Annotated in this window: 22 protein-coding genes; 2 read left to right on the forward strand and 20 right to left on the reverse strand. The window is 73.5% G+C overall.

Annotated features, from left to right (window positions below; translation table 11 throughout):
- Positions 1–57: 57 nt before the first annotated feature.
- The 3 genes from pyrH to rpsB all read right to left on the reverse strand — a co-directional run bounded on the left by pyrH (position 58) and on the right by rpsB (position 2,859).
- On the reverse strand, positions 58–783 hold the full coding sequence (pyrH, locus tag ACSUPR_RS10900) for a UMP kinase (RefSeq protein WP_436891963.1): 726 nt from the start codon (positions 781–783) through the stop codon (positions 58–60).
- Positions 784–967: 184 nt separating this feature from the next.
- Positions 968–1,804 (reverse strand): translation elongation factor Ts, encoded by an 837-nt coding sequence (gene tsf, locus ACSUPR_RS10905; protein WP_436891028.1) that lies wholly within the window; start codon positions 1,802–1,804, stop codon positions 968–970.
- 122 nt (positions 1,805–1,926) lie between these two features.
- Positions 1,927–2,859, reverse strand: coding sequence for a 30S ribosomal protein S2 (gene rpsB / locus ACSUPR_RS10910; protein WP_436891029.1), 933 nt, complete (start codon positions 2,857–2,859; stop codon positions 1,927–1,929).
- A 281-nt stretch (positions 2,860–3,140) separates the two neighbouring features.
- On the opposite strand from rpsB, the gene ACSUPR_RS10915 reads away from it, so the two are divergent.
- Positions 3,141–3,629 (forward strand): M23 family metallopeptidase, encoded by a 489-nt coding sequence (locus tag ACSUPR_RS10915; RefSeq protein WP_436891030.1) that lies wholly within the window; start codon positions 3,141–3,143, stop codon positions 3,627–3,629.
- 369 nt (positions 3,630–3,998) lie between these two features.
- On the opposite strand, the gene ACSUPR_RS10920 is transcribed toward ACSUPR_RS10915, so the two are convergent.
- From ACSUPR_RS10920 to ACSUPR_RS10935, 4 genes are read right to left on the reverse strand one after another with little or no spacing between them, the layout of a single operon-like run.
- Positions 3,999–4,874 carry a tyrosine recombinase XerC gene (locus ACSUPR_RS10920; RefSeq protein WP_436891031.1) on the reverse strand — a complete coding sequence of 292 codons (876 nt, stop codon included), beginning with the start codon at positions 4,872–4,874 and terminating at the stop codon, positions 3,999–4,001.
- Positions 4,871–5,224, reverse strand: coding sequence for a RidA family protein (locus ACSUPR_RS10925; RefSeq protein WP_436891032.1), 354 nt, complete (start codon positions 5,222–5,224; stop codon positions 4,871–4,873). Before ACSUPR_RS10925 ends, ACSUPR_RS10920 begins: the two co-directional genes overlap by 4 nt.
- 12 nt (positions 5,225–5,236) lie before the next feature.
- Positions 5,237–6,100, reverse strand: coding sequence for an SDR family NAD(P)-dependent oxidoreductase (locus tag ACSUPR_RS10930; RefSeq protein ID WP_436891033.1), 864 nt, complete (start codon positions 6,098–6,100; stop codon positions 5,237–5,239).
- Entirely contained in the window at positions 6,097–7,440 is a 1,344-nt protein-coding gene (locus tag ACSUPR_RS10935) for a flavin-containing monooxygenase (protein ID WP_436891034.1), read from the reverse strand. Before ACSUPR_RS10935 ends, ACSUPR_RS10930 begins: the two co-directional genes overlap by 4 nt.
- A 481-nt stretch (positions 7,441–7,921) precedes the next feature.
- Here ACSUPR_RS10935 and ACSUPR_RS10940 point away from each other — a divergent pair, with 481 nt between their 5' ends.
- The gene (locus ACSUPR_RS10940; RefSeq protein ID WP_436891035.1) at positions 7,922–9,046 is read left to right on the forward strand and encodes a helix-turn-helix domain-containing protein; all 1,125 of its coding nucleotides are present in this window, start codon (positions 7,922–7,924) and stop codon (positions 9,044–9,046) included.
- A gap of 2 nt (positions 9,047–9,048) precedes the next feature.
- Here ACSUPR_RS10940 and ACSUPR_RS10945 read toward each other — a convergent pair whose 3' ends face one another.
- From ACSUPR_RS10945 to ACSUPR_RS11005, 13 genes are all read right to left on the reverse strand, one after another.
- Positions 9,049–10,185, reverse strand: a complete 1,137-nt coding sequence (locus ACSUPR_RS10945; RefSeq protein WP_436891036.1) for a DNA-processing protein DprA — start codon at positions 10,183–10,185, stop codon at positions 9,049–9,051.
- A 343-nt stretch (positions 10,186–10,528) separates the two neighbouring features.
- Positions 10,529–12,052, reverse strand: coding sequence for a YifB family Mg chelatase-like AAA ATPase (locus tag ACSUPR_RS10950; protein WP_436891964.1), 1,524 nt, complete (start codon positions 12,050–12,052; stop codon positions 10,529–10,531).
- Positions 12,053–12,440: 388 nt separating this feature from the next.
- Positions 12,441–12,806 (reverse strand): YraN family protein, encoded by a 366-nt coding sequence (locus ACSUPR_RS10955; RefSeq protein WP_436891037.1) that lies wholly within the window; start codon positions 12,804–12,806, stop codon positions 12,441–12,443.
- 79 nt (positions 12,807–12,885) lie between these two features.
- Entirely contained in the window at positions 12,886–13,212 is a 327-nt protein-coding gene (locus tag ACSUPR_RS10960; RefSeq protein WP_073379808.1) for a DUF2469 domain-containing protein, read from the reverse strand.
- A gap of 211 nt (positions 13,213–13,423) precedes the next feature.
- A complete protein-coding gene (lepB, locus tag ACSUPR_RS10965) occupies positions 13,424–14,287 on the reverse strand; it encodes a signal peptidase I (protein ID WP_436891038.1) in 864 nt (287 codons plus the stop codon).
- 62 nt (positions 14,288–14,349) lie between these two features.
- The gene (gene rplS, locus ACSUPR_RS10970; RefSeq protein WP_436891039.1) at positions 14,350–14,709 is read right to left on the reverse strand and encodes a 50S ribosomal protein L19; all 360 of its coding nucleotides are present in this window, start codon (positions 14,707–14,709) and stop codon (positions 14,350–14,352) included.
- A gap of 216 nt (positions 14,710–14,925) precedes the next feature.
- Positions 14,926–15,690 carry a tRNA (guanosine(37)-N1)-methyltransferase TrmD gene (trmD, locus tag ACSUPR_RS10975; RefSeq protein ID WP_436891040.1) on the reverse strand — a complete coding sequence of 255 codons (765 nt, stop codon included), beginning with the start codon at positions 15,688–15,690 and terminating at the stop codon, positions 14,926–14,928.
- Between the two features lie 10 nt (positions 15,691–15,700).
- Positions 15,701–16,213, reverse strand: coding sequence for a ribosome maturation factor RimM (gene rimM / locus ACSUPR_RS10980; protein WP_436891041.1), 513 nt, complete (start codon positions 16,211–16,213; stop codon positions 15,701–15,703).
- Positions 16,214–16,363: 150 nt separating this feature from the next.
- The gene (locus tag ACSUPR_RS10985; protein ID WP_073379813.1) at positions 16,364–16,606 is read right to left on the reverse strand and encodes an RNA-binding protein; all 243 of its coding nucleotides are present in this window, start codon (positions 16,604–16,606) and stop codon (positions 16,364–16,366) included.
- 1 nt (position 16,607) lies between these two features.
- A complete protein-coding gene (rpsP, locus tag ACSUPR_RS10990) occupies positions 16,608–17,051 on the reverse strand; it encodes a 30S ribosomal protein S16 (RefSeq protein WP_436891042.1) in 444 nt (147 codons plus the stop codon).
- A gap of 179 nt (positions 17,052–17,230) precedes the next feature.
- The gene (gene ffh / locus ACSUPR_RS10995) at positions 17,231–18,826 is read right to left on the reverse strand and encodes a signal recognition particle protein (protein ID WP_436891043.1); all 1,596 of its coding nucleotides are present in this window, start codon (positions 18,824–18,826) and stop codon (positions 17,231–17,233) included.
- A 326-nt stretch (positions 18,827–19,152) separates the two neighbouring features.
- Positions 19,153–20,349: a hypothetical protein gene (locus ACSUPR_RS11000; protein ID WP_436891044.1), complete on the reverse strand. Its 1,197-nt coding sequence runs from the start codon at positions 20,347–20,349 to the stop codon at positions 19,153–19,155.
- Positions 20,350–20,728: 379 nt separating this feature from the next.
- Positions 20,729–22,048, reverse strand: coding sequence for an ammonium transporter (locus ACSUPR_RS11005; protein ID WP_436891045.1), 1,320 nt, complete (start codon positions 22,046–22,048; stop codon positions 20,729–20,731).
- Between the last annotated feature and the right edge of the window lie 259 nt (positions 22,049–22,307).

The raw sequence follows: 22,307 nt of genomic DNA on the forward strand, positions 1-22,307 counted from the left end.
GGCGCTCCCGGTTCTCGGCTGTGGTGTGCGTGGCTTGCTGGTGTCGCCGTGGCCGCCTCAGGCGGGGGTCGGCCCGACGATGGTGCCGATCTTCTCACCCCGGACGGCACGCAGGATGTTGCCCTGGCTCATCAGGTCGAAGACCACGATGGGCAGCCCGTTGTCCATGCACAGGCTGACGGCGGTGGCGTCCATGACCTTGAGGCCGCGGGTGAGGACCTCGTTGTAGTTGAGCTTGTCGAACTTGACCGCCTCCGGGTTGCGGCGGGGGTCGGAGTCGTAGACCCCGTCGACCTGGGTGCCCTTGAGGACGGCCTGGGCGCCGATCTCCAGGGCGCGCTGGGCCGCGGTCGTGTCGGTGGAGAAGAACGGGGCGCCCAGTCCGGCGCCGAAGATGACCACACGGCCCTTCTCCAGGTGGCGGACGGCGCGGCGGGGGATGTACGCCTCGGCGACCTGGCTCATGTGGATGGCGGTCTGGACACGGGTGTCCACCCCCAGCCGCTCCAGGAAGTCCTGGAGGGCGAGGCAGTTGATGACGGTGCCGAGCATGCCCATGTAGTCGGCGCGGCCGCGCTCGATGCCGCCCTCGGTGAGCTGGGCGCCGCGGAACATGTTGCCGCCGCCCACCACCACGGCGACCTGGATGCCCTCGGACACGGCCTCGGCGATGGACTCGGCGACGTACTGGACGACCTCCGGGTCGATGCCCAGGCCGCCCCCGCCGGCGAACGCCTCCCCGGAGAGCTTGAGCATCACGCGCTTCCAGCCTGCGTCGTGCATGGCGGGTTCGGTGTTCGTCGCTGCGTTCACGGCCTGTGGCCTCCCTTGTCGTCCCCGAGCGGCACAGGGTCCCCCGAGTGCTCCTGCTGCGGGCGGTGTGGGCCCTCATGCCCCCCGAAACCGCCCATATCCACCGAAGGTGCCGGGGAGAACGTTCTCCCCGGCACCTCCATCATGTCAAAACCTAGGCCTGGCCGACCTTGAAGCGGGCGAAGCGCTTGACCGTGACGCCGGCGGCGTCGACGACCTGCTGGACCGACTTCTTGTTCTCCTTGACGAACGGCTGGCCGAGCAGCGTCACGTCCTTGAAGTAACCGTTGAGGCGGCCCTCCACGATCTTGGGGATCGCCTGCTCGGGCTTGCCCTCCTCGCGGGTGGTCTGCTCGGCGATGCGGCGCTCGTTCTCGACGACCTCGGCCGGGACCTCGTCCTTGGAGACGTACTGCGGGGCCATCGCGGCGATCTGCTGCGCGAGGTCCTTGCCGACCTCCTCGTTCACCTTGTCCAGCTCGACCAGGACGCCCATGGTCGGGGGCAGGTCCGGGTCGGACTTGTGCAGGTAGGCGGAGACGTAGGCACCGTCGAACTTGGCGAAGCGGCGGAACTCGAGCTTCTCGCCGATGATCGCGCTCTTCTCCTCGATGTAGCCCTGGAGGGTCTTCCCGGGCTCGATCTCGGCGGCGGCGACGGTGGCGAGGTCGTCGCTGTCCTGGGCGGCGACGAAGTCGGCGACCTGGTCGGCCAGCTCGATGAACTGGGCGTTCTTGGCGACGAAGTCGGTCTCGCAGTTGAGCTCGATGAGGGTGGCCTTGCCCTCGCCCTGCTGGCGGAGGACGACCGTGCCCTGGGCGGCGGTGCGGCCCGCACGCTTGTCGACGGACTTGGCGCCCTTGATGCGCAGGGCCTCGACGGCCTTGTCGAAGTCGCCCTCGGCCTCGGTCAGGGCCTTCTTGCAGTCCATCATGCCCGCGCCGGTCATGTCGCGCAGCTTCTTGACGTCCGCGGCGGTGAAGTTCGCCATGACTGTTGGATTCCCTTGGAAGTGAAGTCTGTACGGAAGGTGAGCGGTCCGTACACCCCGCGTGCCGCCCCGCTCGGAGGCGGAGCGGCACCGGGGTGTCGTGGGTCCCGGAGGACCGTCTGCTACTCGGAGGCCGGGGTCTCGTCGGCAGCGGCGGCCGGGGTCTCCTCGGCCGGAGCCTCGTCCACGGTGGCGGCCTCGGCCTCGGCGACGGCCTCGGCCGCGGGCTCGGGGGTCTGGACCGGGACCTCGGCGGTGTCCGCACCGGTCCCGGCGGAGTCCGCGGTCTCGCCCTTGCCCTCGAGGATCTCCCGCTCCCACTCGGCCAGGGGCTCCTCGGCGGCCTTCTGCTCACCGCCGCCGGAGCGGGTCAGCAGGCCGTCGGCCACGGCGTCGGCGATCACGCGGGTCAGCAGGCTGACACTGCGGATGGCGTCGTCGTTGCCCGGGATCGGGTAGTCGACCTCGTCCGGGTCGCAGTTGGTGTCCAGGATCGCGACGACCGGGATGTTGAGCTTCCGGGCCTCGCTGATCGCGATGTGCTCCTTCTTGGTGTCCACGATCCACACGGCGCTGGGCACGCGGGACATGTCGCGGATACCGCCGAGGGTGCGCTCGAGCTTCTCCTTCTCGCGGCGGAGGTTGAGGAGCTCCTTCTTGGTGAGCGAGGAGCCGGCGACGTCGTCGAAGTCGATCTCCTCCAGCTCCTTGAGGCGCTGCAGCCGCTTGTGGACGGTGGAGAAGTTGGTGAGCATGCCGCCCAGCCAGCGCTGGTTGACGAAGGGCATGCCGACGCGGCGGGCCTGCTCGTCGATGGCCTCCTGCGCCTGCTTCTTGGTACCGACGAACAGGACGGTGCCGCCGTGGGCGACCGTCTGCTTGACGAACTCGTAAGCGCGGTCGATGTGCGCCAGCGACTTCTGGAGGTCGATGATGTAGATGCCGTTGCGCTCCGTGAGGATGAAGCGCTTCATCTTCGGGTTCCAGCGACGGGTCTGGTGCCCGAAGTGGACGCCGCTCTCCAGGAGCTGGCGAGTCGTCACGACTGTGGCCATGACAGGTCCTCCTATTGGTGGCGGGGATAGGGCTCCCCGCCTTCGGTTGTTCCTGACGCCCCGGCCGCACCGCCACTCCGCCGAGGCGGTGTGGACCGTGGGTACGACCCCTCCGGAGGGAGGCTGGTGGACGTGCGTAGTGTGTTCGGCCCGGTGGGCCACAGATGATTCTATCCTCCGCGGGGAACAGGCCGGACCTGCGCAGGCGACCGGCCCCCGCGGTCGTCCACAGGCCGGCGGAAGGGGCTGCGCCCCGGGCCCGACGCGGGGACCCTGGAGGGGTGAGACGATTCCTGGTCCTCCTCCTGTGCCTGCTCGCCGCCCTCCACCTCCCGCCTCCCGCGCCGACGGCCGCCGACGCCGTCTGGCGCTGGCCGCTGGACCCGCCACCGCGGGTGCTGCGGCCCTTCGACCCGCCCGAGCGGCCCTGGCTGCCCGGCCACCGGGGCGTGGACCTGGCCGCCGGGCCCGGCCGGGAGGTCCTGTCGGCCGGAGCGGGCCGCGTCCACTTCGCGGGGAGGGTGGCGGGCACGCCCGTGGTGTCGGTGTCCCACGGGGACCTGCGCACCACCTACCTTCCGGTGGAGACCGGCCTGGTCCGCGGCGACCCGGTGGCGGCGGGCCAGGTCATCGGCACCGTCGCCGACGGGCCCCGGCACTGCGCGGACCGCGCCTGCCTCCATTGGGGCCTGCTCCGCGGCCGGGAGTACCTCGACCCGCTCTCCCTCCTCGGCCCCGTCGACACCCGCCTCCTCCCCCGCTCCCCGTGAGCGTCCGGCCGTACCCGGCCCCCGCCCGTCATGCGGCGACGCCCCGTCGGTCCCGGCACGGCCGCGGCGGCCGTGCCGGGACCGACGGGGCGGTCGGGACAGCGGGGCGGTCGGGGAGGGTGGGGTGACCGGGACGGGCAGGGCGCGTGGGGTGGCCGGGGCGGCTTCTACCGCGGTGGGCGCGGGGGCGGCGGCCGGAGGGGAAACGGGGCCCGGTCAGGGCGGCCGTCTCCCGGAGAACGGCCCGAACGGCCGTGCGGGCCGTGCCGGAGGGGCCCGGGCCGACGGGGACACCCGCTCCGTCCGGGGCGGCCCGGCCCCCGGGGCCGTGGCGGGGGCCCTGGGCGGCCGTGAGGCCTGCCGCGGGGGTCAGGCGCGGGGGTGGGAGCGGCGGTAGACGTCGCGGAGGCGGTCGACGGAGACGTGGGTGTAGATCTGGGTGCTGCGGGGGCTGGCGTGGCCCAGGAACTCCTGGACGCTGCGCAGGTCGGCACCGCCGTTGAGCAGGTGGGTGGCGGCGCTGTGGCGCAGGTCGTGCGGGGCCGCGTCCAGGCCCGCGGCGCGCAGGTGGGCGTGGACGTCCTCCCGGGCGCGGCGCACGTTCAGGCGGCCGCCCCGGGCGCCCAGGAAAAGGGCCGGGCCGCTCGACGGCGCGACCAGGGCCGGGCGCCCGGCGGAGAGCCAGTCGTCGAGGGCGTCCAGGGCCGGGGTGCCCACCGGGACGGTGCGCTCCTTGTCGCCCTTGCCCACCACGCGCACGGTGTTCCGGGCGCGGTCGACGTCCTCCAGGTCCAGGGCGCACAGCTCGGCGACGCGCACGCCCGTGGCATAGAGCAGTTCCACCACGGCGCGGCGGCGCACGCCCACGGGGCTGTCGTCCACCGGGCTCGACAGCGCGGCCTCGGCCTGCCCCTCGTCCAGCACGGCGGGCAGGCTGCGCCGCTGGGCGGGCGCGGACAGGCGCGGGCCCGGGTCGGCCGCGAGCAGGCCCTCGCGGTGCAGGTAGCGGGTGAAGGCGCGGACGGCGGCCACCCGGCGGGCGACCGTGGACCGGCCCGCGCCCCGGTCGCGGGCGCGCGACAGCCAGGCGCGTACCACGGGGACGTCGAGGTCGCCGACCTCCAGGCCGTGCTCCTCCAGGTCCGCCAGGAGGGACCGCAGGTCGGCGAGGTAGCCGCGCACGGTGTGCGGGGAGCGGCCCAGCTCGCCCGCCAGGTGGGAGGCGAAGCCCTCCAGCGGGTTCACCGGCGGGGCAGGCAGGCGACGCCGTCGATCTCCACCAGGTAGGTGGGGTCGACGAGGCCGCTGACCTCCACCAGGGTCGAGGTCGGCCGGTGTCCGTCGGGTAGCCGGCCCAGGAGTGCGGAGCGGAACTCCTCCAGGTCGCTGATGTGGCGCAGGTAGTAGGTGAGCCGCACCAGGTGGGAGAGGTCCGCGCCGTGGCGGACGAGGATCTCCTCCATGTTGTCCAGGACCTGCCGGGTCTGGCCGCCGATGTCCCCGGCGACCTCTCCCTCGGGCCCCGTGGGGACCTGGCCCGAGATGAACAGCAGCGGGCCGTCGGCGATCAGGGCGTCACTGTAGGGCTTGGCCATGCCCGCACGGTATCAGCGCTCCCCCCGGGTGGCGGTGCGCCGGACCACACCCCGGGCGAGTTCGGCCCCGGCGAAGGCGCCCGAGCGGGCGCGGGCGGCCAGGGTGCGCGCGATGATCCGGTCGGTGACCGACGGCAGGTGCCGGGCCAGGAGGAACTCGACCGCGCCCCTGCGGGTGGTCGGCAGGTCCCGGCGGGGGCGTCGCGACAGCCCGGCCAGCAGCACGGTGTCGACGACCCCCTCGAGGCTCTCGTAGGTGCTCATCCCCTCCAGGGACAGCCCCGCCCGGGCGGTGGAGTCGTGGATGGGGCTGCGCACCATGGACGGGTAGACGCAGGTGACCCCCACGTGCGGGGCCAGCTCCAGGCGCAGGGCGTCGGCGTAGGCGACGAGCGCGCGCTTGGACGCCCCGTAGGCGGCGGCCAGTGGCAGCTGCATGACGGCCATGCGCGAGGACACCATGACCACCCGGCCGCGGGACTCCACGAGTGCGTCGACGCAGGCGGCGCTGACCCGCCAGCTGCCGAGCAGGTTGATGTCCAGCTGGCGGCGGGCCTCGGCGCCGGGGGGCAGCTCGGCCGGGGCGGGTCCGCCGATCCCGGCGTTGTTGACGAGCAGGTCGAGCCCGCCCAGCCGGGACAGCGCCCCGGCGACGGCGGTGGGGACCGCGGCGTCGTCGGTGACGTCGCAGGCGAGGACCTCGACCGGGTCGTCCTCGCGGGGGCGGGCGTCCAGGCCGACGACACGGGCGCCCGCGTCGTGCAGCCGGGTGCACAGGGCCCGCCCGAAGGTCCCCGAGGCGCCGGTGACCAGGACCCGCAGTCCGCGGGGGTCGCGGCGGCCGCCGGACAGCAGGTCGCGCAGTGGCCGGTTCATCGGGGATCCCCCTCCGGGCGGGCGGGTGCGGCGGCGCGTTCGCGGTGCGCGGCCGGGCGCCGGGCCCCGGCGGCGCGTTCGCGGCGCAGGTCGGCGACGTAGCGGTCGAAGTCCACCCGCATCATGGGGCGCCCGCCCCCCCAGCGGGCGGTGGCGGCCCGCAGCTCCCGGGCGACGGAGCGGCGCTGCTCGGACGGACCGGGCAGTGCGCACTCCCCCGCCAGGTGGGCGGCGGCGAGCTCGGCCTGGGCCTCCACGACGGGCAGTGCGGCTCCGGTGGACTGCATGAGCCCGACGAACACCAGGCTCGGGTCGTCCAGGTGGAACACCCGCTTGTACAGGGGTAGGCGCTCGGGGTCGGGGCCGGTCCAGTGCTCGCCGAGGAAGGGCAGGGTGACGCGGTAGCCGGTCGCCCAGACGACGATGTCGACGACGTCATGGCGCCCGTCGGCGAACACCGCCCGGTCCCCCTCGAAGCGCACGATGCCGGGGCGGGGGGCGATCTCGCCGTGGGTGAGGCGGCTGAGGACGGTGTCGCTGACCGTCGGGTGGTTCTGGAACATCCCCCCGGCCGGGGCGGGCAGCCCGTAGTCCTGGGGACGGCCCACGGCCAGCCGCAGCAGGGCCTGGGCGACGGCCTGCCGGACGCGCCAGGGCAGTACCGCCAGGGCCGCGCCGGTGGCGTCGGCGGGCCGCCCGAACAGGTACTTGGGCACGATGTGGACGCCGCGGCGGGCCGAGAGCAGGACGGGGCCGCGGGCCGTGTGGGAGGCGTCGACGGCGATGTCCATGGCGGAGTTGCCCATGCCGACGACCAGGACCCGCCGGTCCCGGAAAAGCTCGGGGTCGCGGTAGGCGTGTGCGTGCATGTGGACGCCGGAGAAGTCGCCGGGGTACTCCTCAGCGGGCATGCGGGGCTCGCGGTTGTGCCCGTTGGCGACGACGACCGCGTCGTAGCGGTCGCTCCCCCGGTCGGTGGCGACCTCCCAGCCGCCGCCCCGTGCGTGTTCCACGGAGGTGACGGTGGTGCCGAACCGGATGCGCCCGGTCACCCCGAAGGCGTCGGCGTAGTCGGCGAGGTACCCGGCGACCAGGTCCGCCGACGGGTAGTCGGGCCACTCCCGCGGCATGGGGAAGGCCGAGAACTCGGTGCGCCCCCTGCTGGTGTTGAGGTGCAGGGAGGCGTAGGCGGGGGACTCGGGGTCCTCGCGCACCCACAGCCCGCCGGGGCGCTCGCCGCGTTCGTGGACCACCGGCTCCAGGCCGTGGTCCAGCAGGGCCTTGGCGGTGGCCAGGCCGGCCGCCCCGGCTCCGATGACGGCGACGCGGGGGCGGCTCACCGGGGCTCGCCGGGGCCGCGGGTGCCGGGCGCGGGGAGCCCGGAACGGAGGGCGTGCCGCGGGGGCCGGAGCGCTGCGACCGTCCCCGCGGACCCGGTGCACCGGTCGGTTCCGCGGGGGCCTGGCACGTTCATCGGGATCCTCCGTGGGGGGAAGGGGCGGCGCCCGCCGGGCCCTTCCCGGTCGGCGGGCGCCGCGGCCTGGATGCCGCACCCCCGCTGGCGACCGCACCGGGTCCGGTGGCGCGGCACCGGCGGGGAGGCCGTGGGCCGGTGTGCTCGGGGAGGGGCGGGGTCATCCGGGACGCGGCCCCTTCGGGGGAGGGGACGCCGCCGCACACCGGCCACCCGGATGCGGGGCTTGTGCGCAGGACCAATCGTAGGCGGCTCCACGAACGAAGGACATGGCCACGGGCACACCCTTGTCCTCCCTTGTTGTGTTCCACCACAATCCAGCGGGACGGAGCGCACGAGGAGGGCCGATGGGTTCGCGTGGGGACTGGGACGGGGTCGTCGCCGTCATCGAGCAGGTGGTGGCCGACGACCACCTGTTGTCGGCGACCGTGGCCGGTGTGCGCGGGACGGTGCGCGAGGTGTCCGGGCTGACGCCGGGCGACATGAGCGCGCACACCCGGGCACTGCTGCTGGCGGCGACCCGCGCGGTGGCGGCCCGGCGCGGCCCCACCGAGGCCGAACTCGGCTTCGTCCAGGAGCTCGGCGTGAGCCGGGCCCGCCAGGGCGTCCCGGTGGAGGCGGTGCTGTCCGCCATCCACGTGGCCGAACGCGCGATCTGGACGCGGGCCCGCGAGATCGCCCGCGCCCACGGGGTGGGCGCCGAGCAGTTGCTCGACATGCGCGAGCTGTACGAGGACTGGGCCGAGGCGGTGCGCGGTCGGCTCATCACCGCCCACCGGGAGACCCTGGCGGACCAGGAGAGGTCCGTCGCCGCCCGGGACACCGCCCTGCTGCTGCGCCTGCTGGAGGGCGGCTCGGCGGCGTCGCTGGCCGCCGCCGAGGCGGGGCTGCCCGCGGACCTGTGGGTGGTGACGGCCCGCTCCGGGCGACCGCCGGACACCGCCCGCTGGGAGCGCGGTCTGCGCGATCCCGCCCCGGCCCTGGCGGCGGAGGTGGACGGCCTCTTCGTGGCGGTGCTGGGCGGCGCCCCCGCTCCGGACGCGCTGCCGGGGCCCGCGGGCCTGGCCGGGCCGGGACACCCGGAACACCTGTCGGGGCTGCGCCGCCTGGCGGCCTCGGCGCTGGCGGCGGCCGAGGCCGCGGGCCTCACGGGGGTGGTGCACATCGCCGGCGTGGCCGCGCTGGCCGCCGTGGTGGAGCGCGACGACCTGGCCGGGGTACTGGCCCGGCACCACGCTCCCGCCCGGCGTGCGCTCGGTTCGAACGCGGTGCCGGTGGCCCGGGCCGTGCGCACCTGGTTCGAGTACGACCGCGACGTGGCCCGGACCGCCGAGGCGCTGTTCGTGCACCCCAACACCGTGCGCAACCGACTCCAGCGGTTCGCCGAGGTCACCGGCATGGACCCGTACACCCCGCTGGGCGCGGTGGACGCCTGGTGGCTGTGCCGGACCTGGCTGCCCGCCTCCGGATGACCTCACCGGGCGGGCCGCCACCCCGCCGGGCAGCGCTCCACCAGCCCGGCCGCGGCCAGCAGCCCCAGCGCCCTCATGGTGGACTCCAGGTCCCGTCCGCAGGCCCGGGCGATGACCGCGGGTCCGCCACCGCTCCGCGGGACCGCGGCCAGCACGCGGGCGCTCTCGGGCGCCAGCTCCGCGCTGAGCCGCACCGGTCCGGGCGGGACCCCGCCCAGCGGACCGATCTGGTCGAGCACGTCGTCGGCACAGGTGACACAGGCCGCCTGCCGGTCGCGCAGGAGCAGGTGGCAGCCGACCGACATCGCCGAGGTGACCGGGCCGGGGACGGCCATGAGGACCCGGTGCAGCTCGACGGCGTGCGCGGCGGTGTTGAGCGCCCCGCTGCGCCGCCCCGCCTCCACCACCACGGTGCCGGGGGTGAGCGCGGCGATGAGCCGGTTGCGGACGAGGAAGTCCTTGGCGCCGGGCCGGGCGCCGACGGGGCGCTCGCTCACCAGGACCCCGGTGCGGGCGATGTCGGTGAACATCCCGGCGTGCCCCCGCGGGTAGTCCACGTCCGGCCCGCAGGCGAGCACGACCACGGTGGCGCCGGCGGCGTGGGCGGCCCGGTGCGCGGCGCCGTCGATGCCGTACGCCCCGCCGGACACCACGGCCACGGAGCGCTCGGCCAGGTCGTAGGCGAGCTCGGCGGCGACGTGCTCGCCGTAGGAGGTGGCCGCCCGGGAGCCGACCACGGCCACCGAGCGCAGGCACAGGTTGCGCAGGTCGCCGCGGCCGCGCACCCACAGCCCGTGGGAGCGGCGTCCGCCGGGCGCGTCCAGCGCCTCCAGTCGGCCGGGCCACTCGGGGTCGCCCGGTGCCACGAACCTGACCCCGGCCGCGGCGGAGGCCGCCAGCAGGGCGTCGACGTCCACCCGGGCGGCCGCGGTGTGCCAGCGCCGCCAGCGCCGTTCCACCCGCTCCCGGTCCACGACGGCCTCCGCGTCCTCGGGCTCGGCCGGCGGCGGCGCCCCGGCGACCAGCTCCGCCCACACCCGTGCCGCCCCGTGTCCGGCGAGCACCGCGCCCAGCCACGGGTCACCGGGCGGCGCCACCGTCGTCAGCGCCGCCAGGGCCCGCACCTCGTCCTCGTCCACCGCTTCCCTCCCCTGCCATCCGAACACCCGCACCGCCCCGCCCACGGACGCCGCCCCCCACACCCCGCGGCGGGGGCCGCCCGCCGGCCCGCAGGTCGACCGTCCCCGCCCCACCGTTGCGCCCCGCACCGGCGCCGCACGGCGATCGCACCCGCCGCCCGGCGGCCGCACTCCTGCACCGCCCTGTCGCGCACGGGTGCCGCGTCCTCCCGGGGAGGAACGGCCGTGCCCGCCCATTCCGCCGCGCGGCGGAGCCGCGCTCCTCCCGCCGCCCGACCCGGGCCGCGGCCTTCCGCCCGCCGCTCCGATACGGCGCGGCGGAGCCGTGGCCGCCCCGCCGACGTCACCAGGCGCGGCCGGACCACAGGGCGAAGGCATAGGCCACCTCCTCCTCCCCCGGACGGTCTCGGTCGGCCAGGTCCGCCAGCGTCCAGGCGACCCGCAGGGTCCTGTCGACCCCGCGGGCGCTGATCCGCCCCTGGTCCATGGCCGTCCCCAGGATCCGCAGCGCGCCCGGCTCCACCGGGAAGTCCCGGCGCAGGTGGGCCCCGGGCACCCGGGCGTTGGTCGTCCACGGGGTCTGCGACAGGCGGCGGGCCGCCCGGTCCCGGGCCGCGAGCACCCGGGCGGCCACCACCGCCGAGGACTCGGCGAAGGCCCGGTCGGCGAGCAGCTCGGCCCGGCCCACCTGGGGCAGCTCGACCTTGAGGTCGATCCTGTCCAGCAGCGGCCCGGAGATGCGGGAGAAGTACCGGCGCCGCTCCCCGGCCGGGCAGTCGCAGAGCGCGCCGGGTTTGGCGCAGGGGCAGGGATTGGCCGCCATCACCAGCTGGAAGCTGGCCGGGAACACGACCGTGGAGGAAGCGCGGGCCAGCACCACCTCACCGCGTTCCAGCGGCTCGCGCAGCGAGTCCAGGACTCCCCGCCCGAACTGCGGTGCCTCGTCCACGAACAGCACGCCGCGGTGCGCCTTGGACACCCACCCCGGGGCGGGGTGGCCGCTGCCGCCGCCGATGATGGCCGAGCGGGTGGAGGTGTGGTGGGGCGCGGCGAAGGGCGGCTCCGTGACCAGTGGCGAGCCGGCGGGCAGCAGCCCGGCCACCGAGTGGATGGCGGTGGCCTCCAGCGCCGCCGCGGGGTCCAGGCGGGGCAGCACCGTGGGCAGCCGCTCGGCCAGCAGGCTCTTCCCGGTCCCGGGCGGGCCGAGCATCATCAGGTTGTGTCCGCCCGCGGCGGCGATCTCCACCGCCCGCCGGGCCACGGGCTGGCCCAGCACGTCGGCCAGGTCGGGCTCGGCGTCGGAGGGGCGGCGGGGGCGGGGCGCCGGGTCGGGGGGACGCGCCTCGGGGAGGAGGCCCTCCCTGGCCCAGCGGCACAGCTCCTCCAGGGAGTCGACCGCGACCACCTCGATGTCGGGGACCAGCGCCGCCTCGGCGGCGTTGCCGCGGGCCACGACGAACCGGTCGTGGCCGCTCTCCCGGGCGGCGATCACCGCGGGCAGCACCCCGCGCACCGGCCGGGTCCGGCCGTCCAGCCCCAGCTCGGCGATGAGGACCGAGCCCGCCAGCGGGTCCGGGGGCACCGCCCCCTCGGCGGCCAGGATGGCGGCGGCGATGGCCAGGTCGAAGAGGCTGCCCGCCTTGGGCAGGCTGGCCGGTGACAGGCTGATGGTGATCTGGCCGCTGGGCCAGGCCTCACCGCTGTTGGCCAGGGCCGCGCGGATGCGGTCGCGGGCCTCGCGCAGGGCCGCGTCGGGCAGGCCCACCAGGGTGACGCCGGGATCGCCGCCGCCCAGGTGGACCTCGATCTCGACGACGTGCCCCTCCACCCCCAGCAGCGCGACGCAGTGGGTCCGGGCGAGCGTGATCATCGCGCCCCCCGGAGGTGCGGCACGGGCTTCCCGCCCCGGGCCGGTACCGCGCACCGGACGCCGCTGCGGAACGCTCCCCCCGGGGGTCCGGCACGCCCGGCGGGATCCTGCGGAGGACGGCGGTGCGGCGCGGGCCCGCGGCGGGCCGGTACCGGCGGGGCGCTCCGGCGCGGGACCCTCAGAGGCCGGTGCTCGCGGGGCCGGGGCTCAGGAACCTCCCCGGAGGGGCCGCGGGGCGACGGCGCACACCCGGGCCCGGGTCCCGACAGGGCGCTCCGGCGCGGGGGCAGCAGAAGCCCGCGCTCGCGGGGCCGGGGTTCAGGAACCTCCCCGGAGGGGCCGCGGGGCGGCAGCGCACACCCGGGCCCGGGTCCCGGCGGGGCGCTCATGACAGGCCCCGCTCGTGGGACACGTACACCCGGCCGTCACGGAGCAGGACGCCCAACCCGTCGACGCGCAGCGGGCGCCCGGGGACCCGGCGGGCGTGGGCCCAGGCCCGGCCCAGGCGGCGCAGCCGCCTGCGCTTGTGCCTCCCGATGGCCTCCAGCGGGTGGCCGTGGAACAGCCGGGTGCGGGTCTTGACCTCGGCCACGACCAGCACGGGGCCGTCCCGGGCCACGATGTCGATCTCCCCGGCGGGGCACCGCCAGTTGCGGTCCACCACGCGCATCCCGGCTCGCTCCAGGAACGCGGCGGCCAGCTCCTCACCGAGACCGCCCAGGTCCCTCCGGTACGCGGCGTACACGTCCACGTCGACCACCTCCCGCTACCACGGTCGGTGATCGGACGGTGTCCCGCCAGGGCCGATCTTTTTCTGTGGATAACCGGCGTCAGTCCCGGCCGCCCTCCGCGGGGGGCAGCTCGATGTCGGCCTTGGTGATCTCCTCGACGTTGACGTCCTTGAACGTCACGACGCGGACGTTGCGGACGAACCTCGCGGGTCGGTACATGTCCCAGACCCAGGCGTCCTCCATCACGACCTCGAAGTACATCTCCCCGTTCTCGGTGGAACGCGGCTGCAGGTCGACGTGGTTGGTCAGGTAGAACCGCCGCTCGGTCTCCACGACGTAGCCGAACAGCCCCACGACGTCCCGGTACTCGCGATAGAGCTGAAGCTCCATCTCGGCCTCGTACTTCTCCAGGTCCTCAGAACTCATCCACGTGCTCGCTTTCGTCTGCAGTCTCCGGCCGGGGTGTCCGGTTCCTCCCTGTCATCCACATGTCGTCGGCCTTCGCTCTCATCCCAACGGGGAGAGGCCCGGGGACGTTCCACGCGAGACCCACACGGTCTGTGATCCATCATGCGTCACGGAACGGGCTTTCGTGCCCGGACGAGAAGATTTCCTCGGATCGTTCCCGCCGCCCCGCTCAGGAGCCGTCGTCGTCCAGGCGTGCGAAGGTCTCCGGCGCACCCAGGCCGCCGGCCTGGTCGAAGGGCCAGATGATCACGAACGCCCGCCCGACCACATGGTCGATGGGCACCGCCCCGCCCCCGGGGTTGCCCTGGTTGCGCCGGGAGTCGGAGGAGATCGCCCGGTGGTCGCCCATCACCCACACGTGCCCGTCGGGCACCGTGACCGGGCCGAACGGCTCGTGCGAGGCCAGGCTGCCCGGGTAGAGGTAGTCCTCCTCGTCCAGGGCGACGCCGTTGACCGTCACCCGCTGCTGGTCGTCACAGCACTCCACCACGTCACCCGGCAGGCCGATGACCCGCTTGATGTACTCCTTGCCGGTGGGCGCCGCCCCCAGCTGCTGCTGCACCCAGGTGAAGCCGCGCGAGATCGGGTTGGTCGGCTCGGGGATCACCACCGTGTTGGGGTCGTCCCACGACCCGTCGCCGTTGAAGACCACGACCTCGCCGCGCCGGATGTCCCGGATCTCGTAGACGACCTTGTTGACGAGCACCCGGTCGCCGACCAGCAGGGTGTTCTCCATCGACCCGGAGGGGATGTAGAACGCCTGCATCACCCAGGTCCTGATCACGAACGCCAGAACCAGGGCGATCACGATGAGGATGGGCAGTTCCTTCCAGAACGACCCCTGCTTTTCCTTGCTCATCCGCGCGTCCGCCTTCTCCCCCGCATCGGTGTCCTCGGCTTCGGAGACAGCACTGGCCCCCGGGTCCTGATCGGACTCGGGAGCCAGTGGGGAGCCGTGCTCCTGCGGGCCGGGCCGGGCGGAATCCTCGTGCTGAACCCCGTCCGCGCCGAGGTCCCTGTCGTCTGTGTTCATCGTGCCGAAGCTTATACCTCGCGGGAAAACCGCGGGTGTGGCTTCGGAGAGGAACCGGACGACTACTGGCCGACGGGCTCGCGGCGCTCGCGGATGCGGGCGGCCTTGCCGCGCAGGTCGCGGAGGTAGTACAGCTTGGCGCGACGGACGCGGCCGCGGGCGGCGACCTCGTACTTCTCGATGGCCGGGGTGTGGATCGGGAAGGTCCGCTCCACGCCGACGCCGTAGCTCACCTTGCGGATGGTGAAGGTCTCCCGGTTGCCGGAGCCCTGGCGGCGGATGACAACGCCCTTGAAGACCTGGACACGGGTACGGTTGCCCTCGGTCACGCGCACGTGGACGTTGAGGGTGTCACCGGGGCGGAACTCCGGGACGTCGGAACGCAGCTGGGCCTTCTCCAGCTCCTGAATGGCGGTGTGCATCTCGCGAATCCTCATCAATAGCGCACCGCGCCCCACCCCGGCGCCGCAGGCGTGCGGGGGTGCGCGGGCGATGGCCCGTAAGGGTCTGACTGTCGAACCGCCCGGGTGACCGACACAGAGGCCGACGTCGTACCGCCGGCATGCGGATGCCTAGGGGTCACCAGGGGGGAACCCACCCAGTCTGCCACATCCCCGGCGGCGAACCGAACGGCCTGGTCAGGTCGCCCCCGGTACACCCTCCTCGGCCAGGACCTCCCGGTCCCGCCGGTCCAGGGAGTCCGCGGGCATGGCGGCCACCAGGTCGGGGCGGTTGCGCGCGGTCCTGCGCAGCGCCTCGTCCCGCCGCCAGCGGTCGACCGCGCCGTGGTCGCCCGACAGCAGGACCGGCGGCACCTCGCGGTCGCGCCACACGGCGGGCTTGGTGTAGACGGGACCCTCGACCAGGTTCTCCATGCCGCCGGAGGCGAAGGAGTCCTGCACCGCCGACTCCCGGTTGCCCAGCACCCCGGGCAGCAGCCGGGTGATCGCCTCGACCATGACCAGCGTCGCCGACTCCCCGCCGTTGAGCACGTAGTCGCCGATGCTGAACTCCTCGACCGGCATCCGCCCGGCGGCGTCCTGGGCGACCCGCGAGTCGATGCCCTCGTAGCGGCCGCAGCCGAACACCAGGTGTGTCTCCCCGGCCAGCCGCTCGGCGTCGGCCTGCCGGAAGGGGCGGCCGCTGGGGGTGGGCAGGATGAGCCGGGCGGGCGCGTCGCCGACCACGGCGTCCAGCGCCTCGCCCCACGGCTCGGGCTTCATCACCATGCCGGGGCCGCCGCCGTAGGGGGTGTCGTCCACGGTGTTGTGCCGGTCGTGGGTCCACGAGCGGAGGTCGTGGACGCGCACGTCGAGCAGCCCGGAGGTGCGCGCCCTGCCGATGAGGGACAGGTCCAGCGGCGCGAAGTAGTCGGGGAAGATGCTGATGATGTCGATGCGCACGGTGCGCCCTTCAGTCGGCGAGGTCGAGCAGGCCCGGGGGCGGGTCCAGGACGATCCGGCCGCCGGGCACGTCCACCTCGGGGACCAGCTCGGCGACGAACGGGACGAGCACCTCGCGGCCGCCGGGGACGGACAGCACCAGCAGGTCCTGGGCGTGGTGGAGCACGTCGTCCACCGTGCCGACCTCCTCGCCGCCGGTGGTGACGGCGGTCAGGCCGATGAGTTCGTGGTCGTGGAACTCGTCCGGGTCGTCGGTGGGCGGGATGTCCGCCGAGTCCACGAGCAGGGCGATCCCGCGCAGCGCCTCGGCGGCGGTGCGGTCGGCCACGCCCCTGAAGCGCACCAGCAGTCGGCCGCTGTGCACGCGCACCGACGCGATGGTCAGCGGGCCGACCCCGGACCGGTCGGTCTCCAGGGCCGCACCGACGGTGAAGCGCTCCTCGGGGGTGTCGGTGCGCACATCGATGGCGACGTCACCGCGGATGCCGTGGGCGCGGCCGATCCGGCCGACCACCAAACGCATGGGAACTCCGTCCTGCCACCCGCTCTCGAGCGGGACGCGGGGAAACATGGTGCCGGGGGGCACGGGGGAAATGACCGTGCCCGGGGCCGTGTGGGGCCCCGGGCACGGCTGCGGGGGTGCCGACCGCGGTCGGCACCCCCGCAAGGCGCGTCAGCGCACTTCGTTCAGGTCCAGCAGATCGACGCGGACGTAGCGGCCGCCGGCCAGCGCGCCGATGACGGTGCGCAGGGCCTTGGCGGTGCGTCCGTTACGGCCGATCACCTTGCCGAGGTCGTCGGGGTGGACCCTGACCTCCAGGACTTTGCCCTTGCGGAGTCTCTTGACCCGCACCTGGACATCGTCGGTGTTCGCAACGATCCCCTTCACGAGGTGCTCGAGCGCCTCTTCCAGCACGTCAGGCCTCGCCCTCGGACTTCTCGGCCTCAGCGGTCTCGGCGGCGGGCTTCTCCGCCTTCTTCTTCGGAGCGGCGGTCTTCTTCTCGGCGCCGGGGAGCACGAGCTCCTTCAGGGCGGCCTGGAAGGCGGCCTCCTTGGCCTCCGGGTCCTTGGCCTCGGCGACCTTCAGCGGAGCCGGAGCGGCCAGGCCCTTGAACTTCTGCCAGTCGCCGGTCTTGCGCAGGAGGACCTTGACCGCGTCGGAGGGCTGGGCGCCCACGCCGAGCCAGTACTGGGCCCGCTCGGAGTCGACCTCGATGAGGCTCGGGTGCTCCTTGGGGTGGTACTTGCCGATCTCCTCGATCGCCTTGCCGTCACGCTTGGTGCGGGAGTCGGCGACGACGATGCGGTACTGGGGCGTACGGATCTTGCCCATACGCTTGAGCTTCAGTTTGACAGCCACTGGAGTGGTCTTCTCCCGATTAACGGTTGAGGCGCCCGGTGGGGCGGCCACGTGGGGTTGCGGAGCCCACCGGAACAGACGTGGGCGGCGGGCTAGTTAGAGGGCCGGCCCGCCACCGTTAGTCGACTACTCATTGTGCCAGACACCCGCGGGTTCCTTGGACAACCCCGCGGCGTGGCCTACTTCTCAGGCAGCTTGAAGTCGGACAGGTCGGGCATGTTCGGCATGCCGCCACCGCCGAACGCGGGGGGCAGCTGCGGCTGCTTGCCGCCGCCGAAGCCCGGAGGCAGCTGGGGCTGCGCGTTCTCCTGCTGCTCCTTGCGGCGCTGCTGGCGCTCCAACTCCTGCTGGCGGGCCTTCATCGGGTTGCCGCTGCGCTGCTTGCCCTTCTTCTTCTGGGCCTTGGCCTTCTTGCGGGCCCCACCGCCGCCGCCACCGCCCATGCCGGGCATGCCGGGGATCCCGGGCATGCCGCCGTTCTTCATCTTGCGCATGACCTTCTGCGCCTCGAAGAACCGGGTGACCAGGTTGTTGACGTCGCTGACCTGGGTACCCGAACCGTTGGCGATGCGCAGGCGGCGCGAGCCGTTGATCATCTTCGGGTTGGAGCGCTCGCCGGGCGTCATCGACTGGATGATCGCCTGGAGGCGGTCCAGGGCCTTGTCGTCGATGTTCTCGATCTGCTCGCGCATCTGGCCCATGCCGGGCATCATGCCGAGCAGGTTGCCGATGGGGCCGAGCTTGCGGACCATCGTCATCTGCTGGAGGAAGTCGTCCAGCGTGAAGTCCTCGTCCGACGCCATGGTCGAGGCCATCTTCTGGACCTCGGCCTCGTCGAACGTGCGCTGTGCCTGCTCGATGAGCGTGAGCACGTCACCCATGTCCAGGATGCGCGAGGCCATCCGGTCCGGGTGGAACAGGTCGAAGTCGTCCAGCTTCTCGCCGGTGGAGGCGAACATGATGGGACGGCCGGTGATGTGCCGGATGGACAGTGCGGCACCGCCGCGCGCGTCGCCGTCGAGCTTGGTGAGGGCGACCGCGTCGTAGCCGACCCCGTCCAGGAAGGCCTGGGCGGTGTTGACGGCGTCCTGGCCGATCATCGCGTCGACGACGAAGATGATCTCGTCGGGCTTGACGGCGTCCCGGATGTCCGCCGCCTGGCGCATCATCTCGGTGTCCACACCGAGGCGGCCGGCGGTGTCGATGACGACGACGTTGTGGTTGTTGCGCTCGGCGAACTCGATGGACCGGCGCGCGACCTCGACCGGGTCGCCGACGCCGTTGCCGGGCTCGGGCGCGAAGACGGGGGCGCCGGCGCGCTCGCCGACGACCTGGAGCTGGGTGACCGCGTTGGGACGCTGGAGGTCGGCGGCGACCAGCAGCGGCGTGTTGCGCTGGGCGGCCAGCCACTTGGCGAGCTTGCCCGCCAGGGTGGTCTTACCGGCGCCCTGCAGGCCCGCCAGCATGATGACGGTGGGAGGGTTCTTGGCGTAGCGGATCTGCCGGGTCTCGCCGCCGAGGACCTCGATGAGCTCCTCGTTGACGATCTTGATGACCTGCTGGGCCGGGTTGAGGGCCTTGGAGACCTCCTCGCCCCGGGAGCGCTCCTTGATCCGCGCGATGAAATCACGGACCACGGGCAGGGCGACGTCCGCCTCCAACAGCGCGAGACGGATCTCCCGCGCGGTCGCGTTGATGTCCTCCTCGGACAGGCGCCCCTTGCCCCGCAGCGAGGAGAAGACCGATGTCAGCCGGTCGGAAAGCGTCTCGAACACGAGTGTGGCCAGTCCTTCGTCTCGGAATTGGTCTCTAAGCCTACCCGGACCTCGTCACACCGGCGGAAACCCGTCGGGACGCCCGGAACGGCGCGGAGGGGCCGGTGCCCACCGGCCCCTCCCCCGGTCCTGGCCCCGGCGCCGCCGGCCGGGGCCCTCTCTCGGACGCCGGTCCGCTCCGCTGGGGCGGTCGAGGCCCCGGCGGGGTTCCGGGGGCCGCAGGAGGCTCCCCCGGGAAGGGGTCCGCGGCCTCGGCCCGCCCGCCGGGGGCCGGAAGGCCCCCGGCGGGCGGGCCGAGGCGGAGTCGGGGTCCGGAAAGCCGCGGCCTAGTCGCCGCCCTCCTCCGCGCTCTCCTCGTCGGTGGGGGTCTCACCGGACAGCGTGGCGTCCCGCTGCTCGTTCAGGGCCTCCAGCATGCTCTCCTGCTGGCCGGAGGGCAGGCCCCGGGTGCTCAGGGTCGCGTTGCCGTCGATCGTGTAGGTCTGCTGGGTCTCGCTGACGATGTTGTAGTCGGCGCTGCACGCCAGGTCCAGCGTGCCGCCCGCCTCCAGGTTGCCGCTGTCGCTGCAGGTCTGCTCGCCGATCTCGGAGTTGCTGAAGGTCACGTCCATGCGGACGGCGACCGTGCCGCTCCCGGTTCCGGCGGAGTCGCGGACGGTGCCCGACCACGTGCAGTTGGGGCCGTCCTCACAGGTCATCTCGGCCTGGCCGTCCCATCCGACCTCGATGCGCGCGTCCCGCGCGGAGCCGAGCTCGTCGGTGGTGGTGGCGATGACCCCGTCGTAGAGCTCCTCCACGGCGGCGGTGTCGGCCTCGGCGAGGTCCAGGCGCACCTGGGGGCCGCTCTCGGCCTCCGGGGCCACGAGCTCCTCGATGGCGATGCGCTTGATCCGGCCGCTCTCGGCGTCGATCCACATCTGGTTGCGCTCGCCCGCCAGGTCGATGCGGTGGGTGAGGGTGCCGTCCAGGTTCTCCTCGACGGCCTCGTCCGACTCCAGCTCGATGCCGCCGAGGATCTCGGCGAGGACCGGCGGGGCGAGGACTGCGCTGGGGTTGATCCCGGCCTGGGCGGTGGAGGCGCGCACCCAGTTGCCGTCGAACTCGTCGAAGTCGGGGGCGAAGACGCCCTGGTCGAGCCAGAAGTCCTCGAGCGCCCGGATGAAGATCCGCCCGTCGGCGCTGATGACGTCGGCCTCGATGCTGCCGGAGCGGATGGTGCCGCTGGCGGCGCCGCCGTCGGCGACGGTGAGCGCGGCGTCGCGCACGTCGGCGCCCACGCTCTGGGCGACCTGGCCGGTGGCGACCAGGCCCTGGTACCCGGCGAGGTCCTCCAGCGCCTGCTCCACCAGGGGCGCCGCGGCCACCGGCTCGGCGGGCTCGGGGCTGGGCTCCTCCTCGCCGCCGGGGCGCAGGTTGCTCAGGTCGATGGAGCATCCGGCCAGGCCGAGCACGACCGTCGCACCCGCCGCGGCGAGTGCGGTGCGCCCGCCTCTGCGAAGCCTGTTGTGAATGACCGGCGCCATCTTGCCTCCTGACCCCGCTGTGCGGGGCACGTACGAATCAGCGTGGTTTCTTCCGGGAGTCCGGTCGGGGTGCGCCCCCTCGACCCGTTCGCCCCCTGGGATGCGCCCGTGCGCTCGCGGGTTCGGGGAGGTACGGGCGTTTCGCACGATCCGGCCGCGTGTCCGGCCTCCGCGGTGTCCGACCCCCGACCACACCGCGTGGCAAGGGTATCGAACCACGGCACGGAGCACGGCCAACATCCGGCCATTAATGCCACATATGCCACGAAAGCCACGTTCTCGGAAAACAGGAGCGGGGCCGACGGGGATCACTCCCCGTCGGCCCCTGGATCACCTCACCGCGTCAGCGGCGCAAGACCTCCGGCCTCAACGTTGAAGACTAGGCCTTGGCCTGCGATGAGGCCGCCTCCCCGCCCGGAGGCGTCGGCGAGGAGACCGCTTCCGCCTCGAGCTCGTCGAGCTCGTCGAAGGCGTAGGCCGACTCGGCGTGGAGCTCGTGGTCGAGCCCGTTGGTCTCGACCTCCTCGGGGATGCGGAACCCGATGACGAGGTCGATGACCTTGCCGATGACGTAGGTGGCGACGAAGGAGTAGAGCATGACGCCGACGACCGAGACGGCCTGGACGGCGAGGAGGCCGATGCCGCCCCCGTAGAGGAGGCCGTCGGTGCCGCCCGCGGCGTCGGCGGCCAGGAAGCCCAGGGCCAGGCAGCCGATGATGCCGCCGACCATGTGGATGCCGACCACGTCCAGGGCGTCGTCGTACTTGAACTTGAACTTCCAGCTGATGGCGTACGCGCAGACACCGCCGGCGACGAGGCCGAGCGCGATGGCGCCGAGCGGGGTGAGGTTGGCGGCGGCCGGGGTGATCGCGACGAGGCCGGCGATGGCGCCGGAGGCGAAGCCCAGGGCGCTGACCTTGCCGTAGCGGATGCGCTCGACGAGCATCCAGGCGGCGGTGGCGGCGGCGGTGGCGACCTGGGTGTTGACCAGGGCCAGGGCGGCGCTGGCGTCGGCGGCGTAGGCGGAGCCGGCGTTGAAGCCGAACCAGCCGAACCACAGCAGGGCGGTGCCCAGCAGGACGAACGGCAGGTTGTGCGGGCGCATCGACTCGGAGCCGAAGCCCTTGCGGCGGCCGAGCACGAAGGTCAGGGCCAGGGCTGCGGCGCCGGCGTTGATGTGGACCGCGGTACCGCCGGCGAAGTCGATGACGTTGTAGCCGCCGATGGACATGGTCTCGATCCAGCCGTCGCCCCAGACCCAGTGGGCGACGGGGAAGTAGACCAGCAGCGCCCAGACCGGGGCGAACAGCAGCCAGGCGCCGAACTTGGCGCGGTCGGCGATGGCACCGCTGATCAGGGCGACGGTGATGATCGCGAACATCATCTGGAAGCCGGCGTCGACCAGGAGCGGGTAGCCGCCCTCGGCGTCGATCTCGCCGATCAGCGAGCTCAGGCCGACGTAGTCGAAGCCGCCGATGAACGCCTGCAGGGGCCCGACGCCCTCGGCGTAGGTCAGGGAGTGGCCGACCAGGACCCAGAGCACGCTGACGACCGCGATGCTGGCGAAGCTCATGAGCATCATGTTCAGGACGCTCTTGGCCCGCGACATGCCGCCGTAGAAGAAGGCCAGGCCCGGTGTCATGAGCATCACGAGCGCGGCACTGGTCAACAGCCAGGCCGTCGTGCCGGTGTCAATCATTACGTCGCCTCCATAGGACGGACGGGGGATTGTCTGTGAGGGCGGCAGTCAGCGAGCGCATCATCGGGCCCGATGCAGATCACCACGCACGCAACTGTCCGACCGGGGTGTTTCTCGACGGCGCCCGACGTGTTGCACCGGCGTAAAAGGACAGCCAGTCGTGTTAACGACCCGTGAACGGACCCCCCGCAAGCGGCCAATGCACGTGCACCTCCCCCGGCCACGGCGCCCCTGGACAACCTTGCGCAACACTTCCGGC

The organism is Nocardiopsis dassonvillei (assembly GCF_964273065.1).
In the GTDB taxonomy this organism is placed as follows: Bacteria; Actinomycetota; Actinomycetes; order Streptosporangiales; family Streptosporangiaceae; genus Nocardiopsis; species Nocardiopsis dassonvillei_B.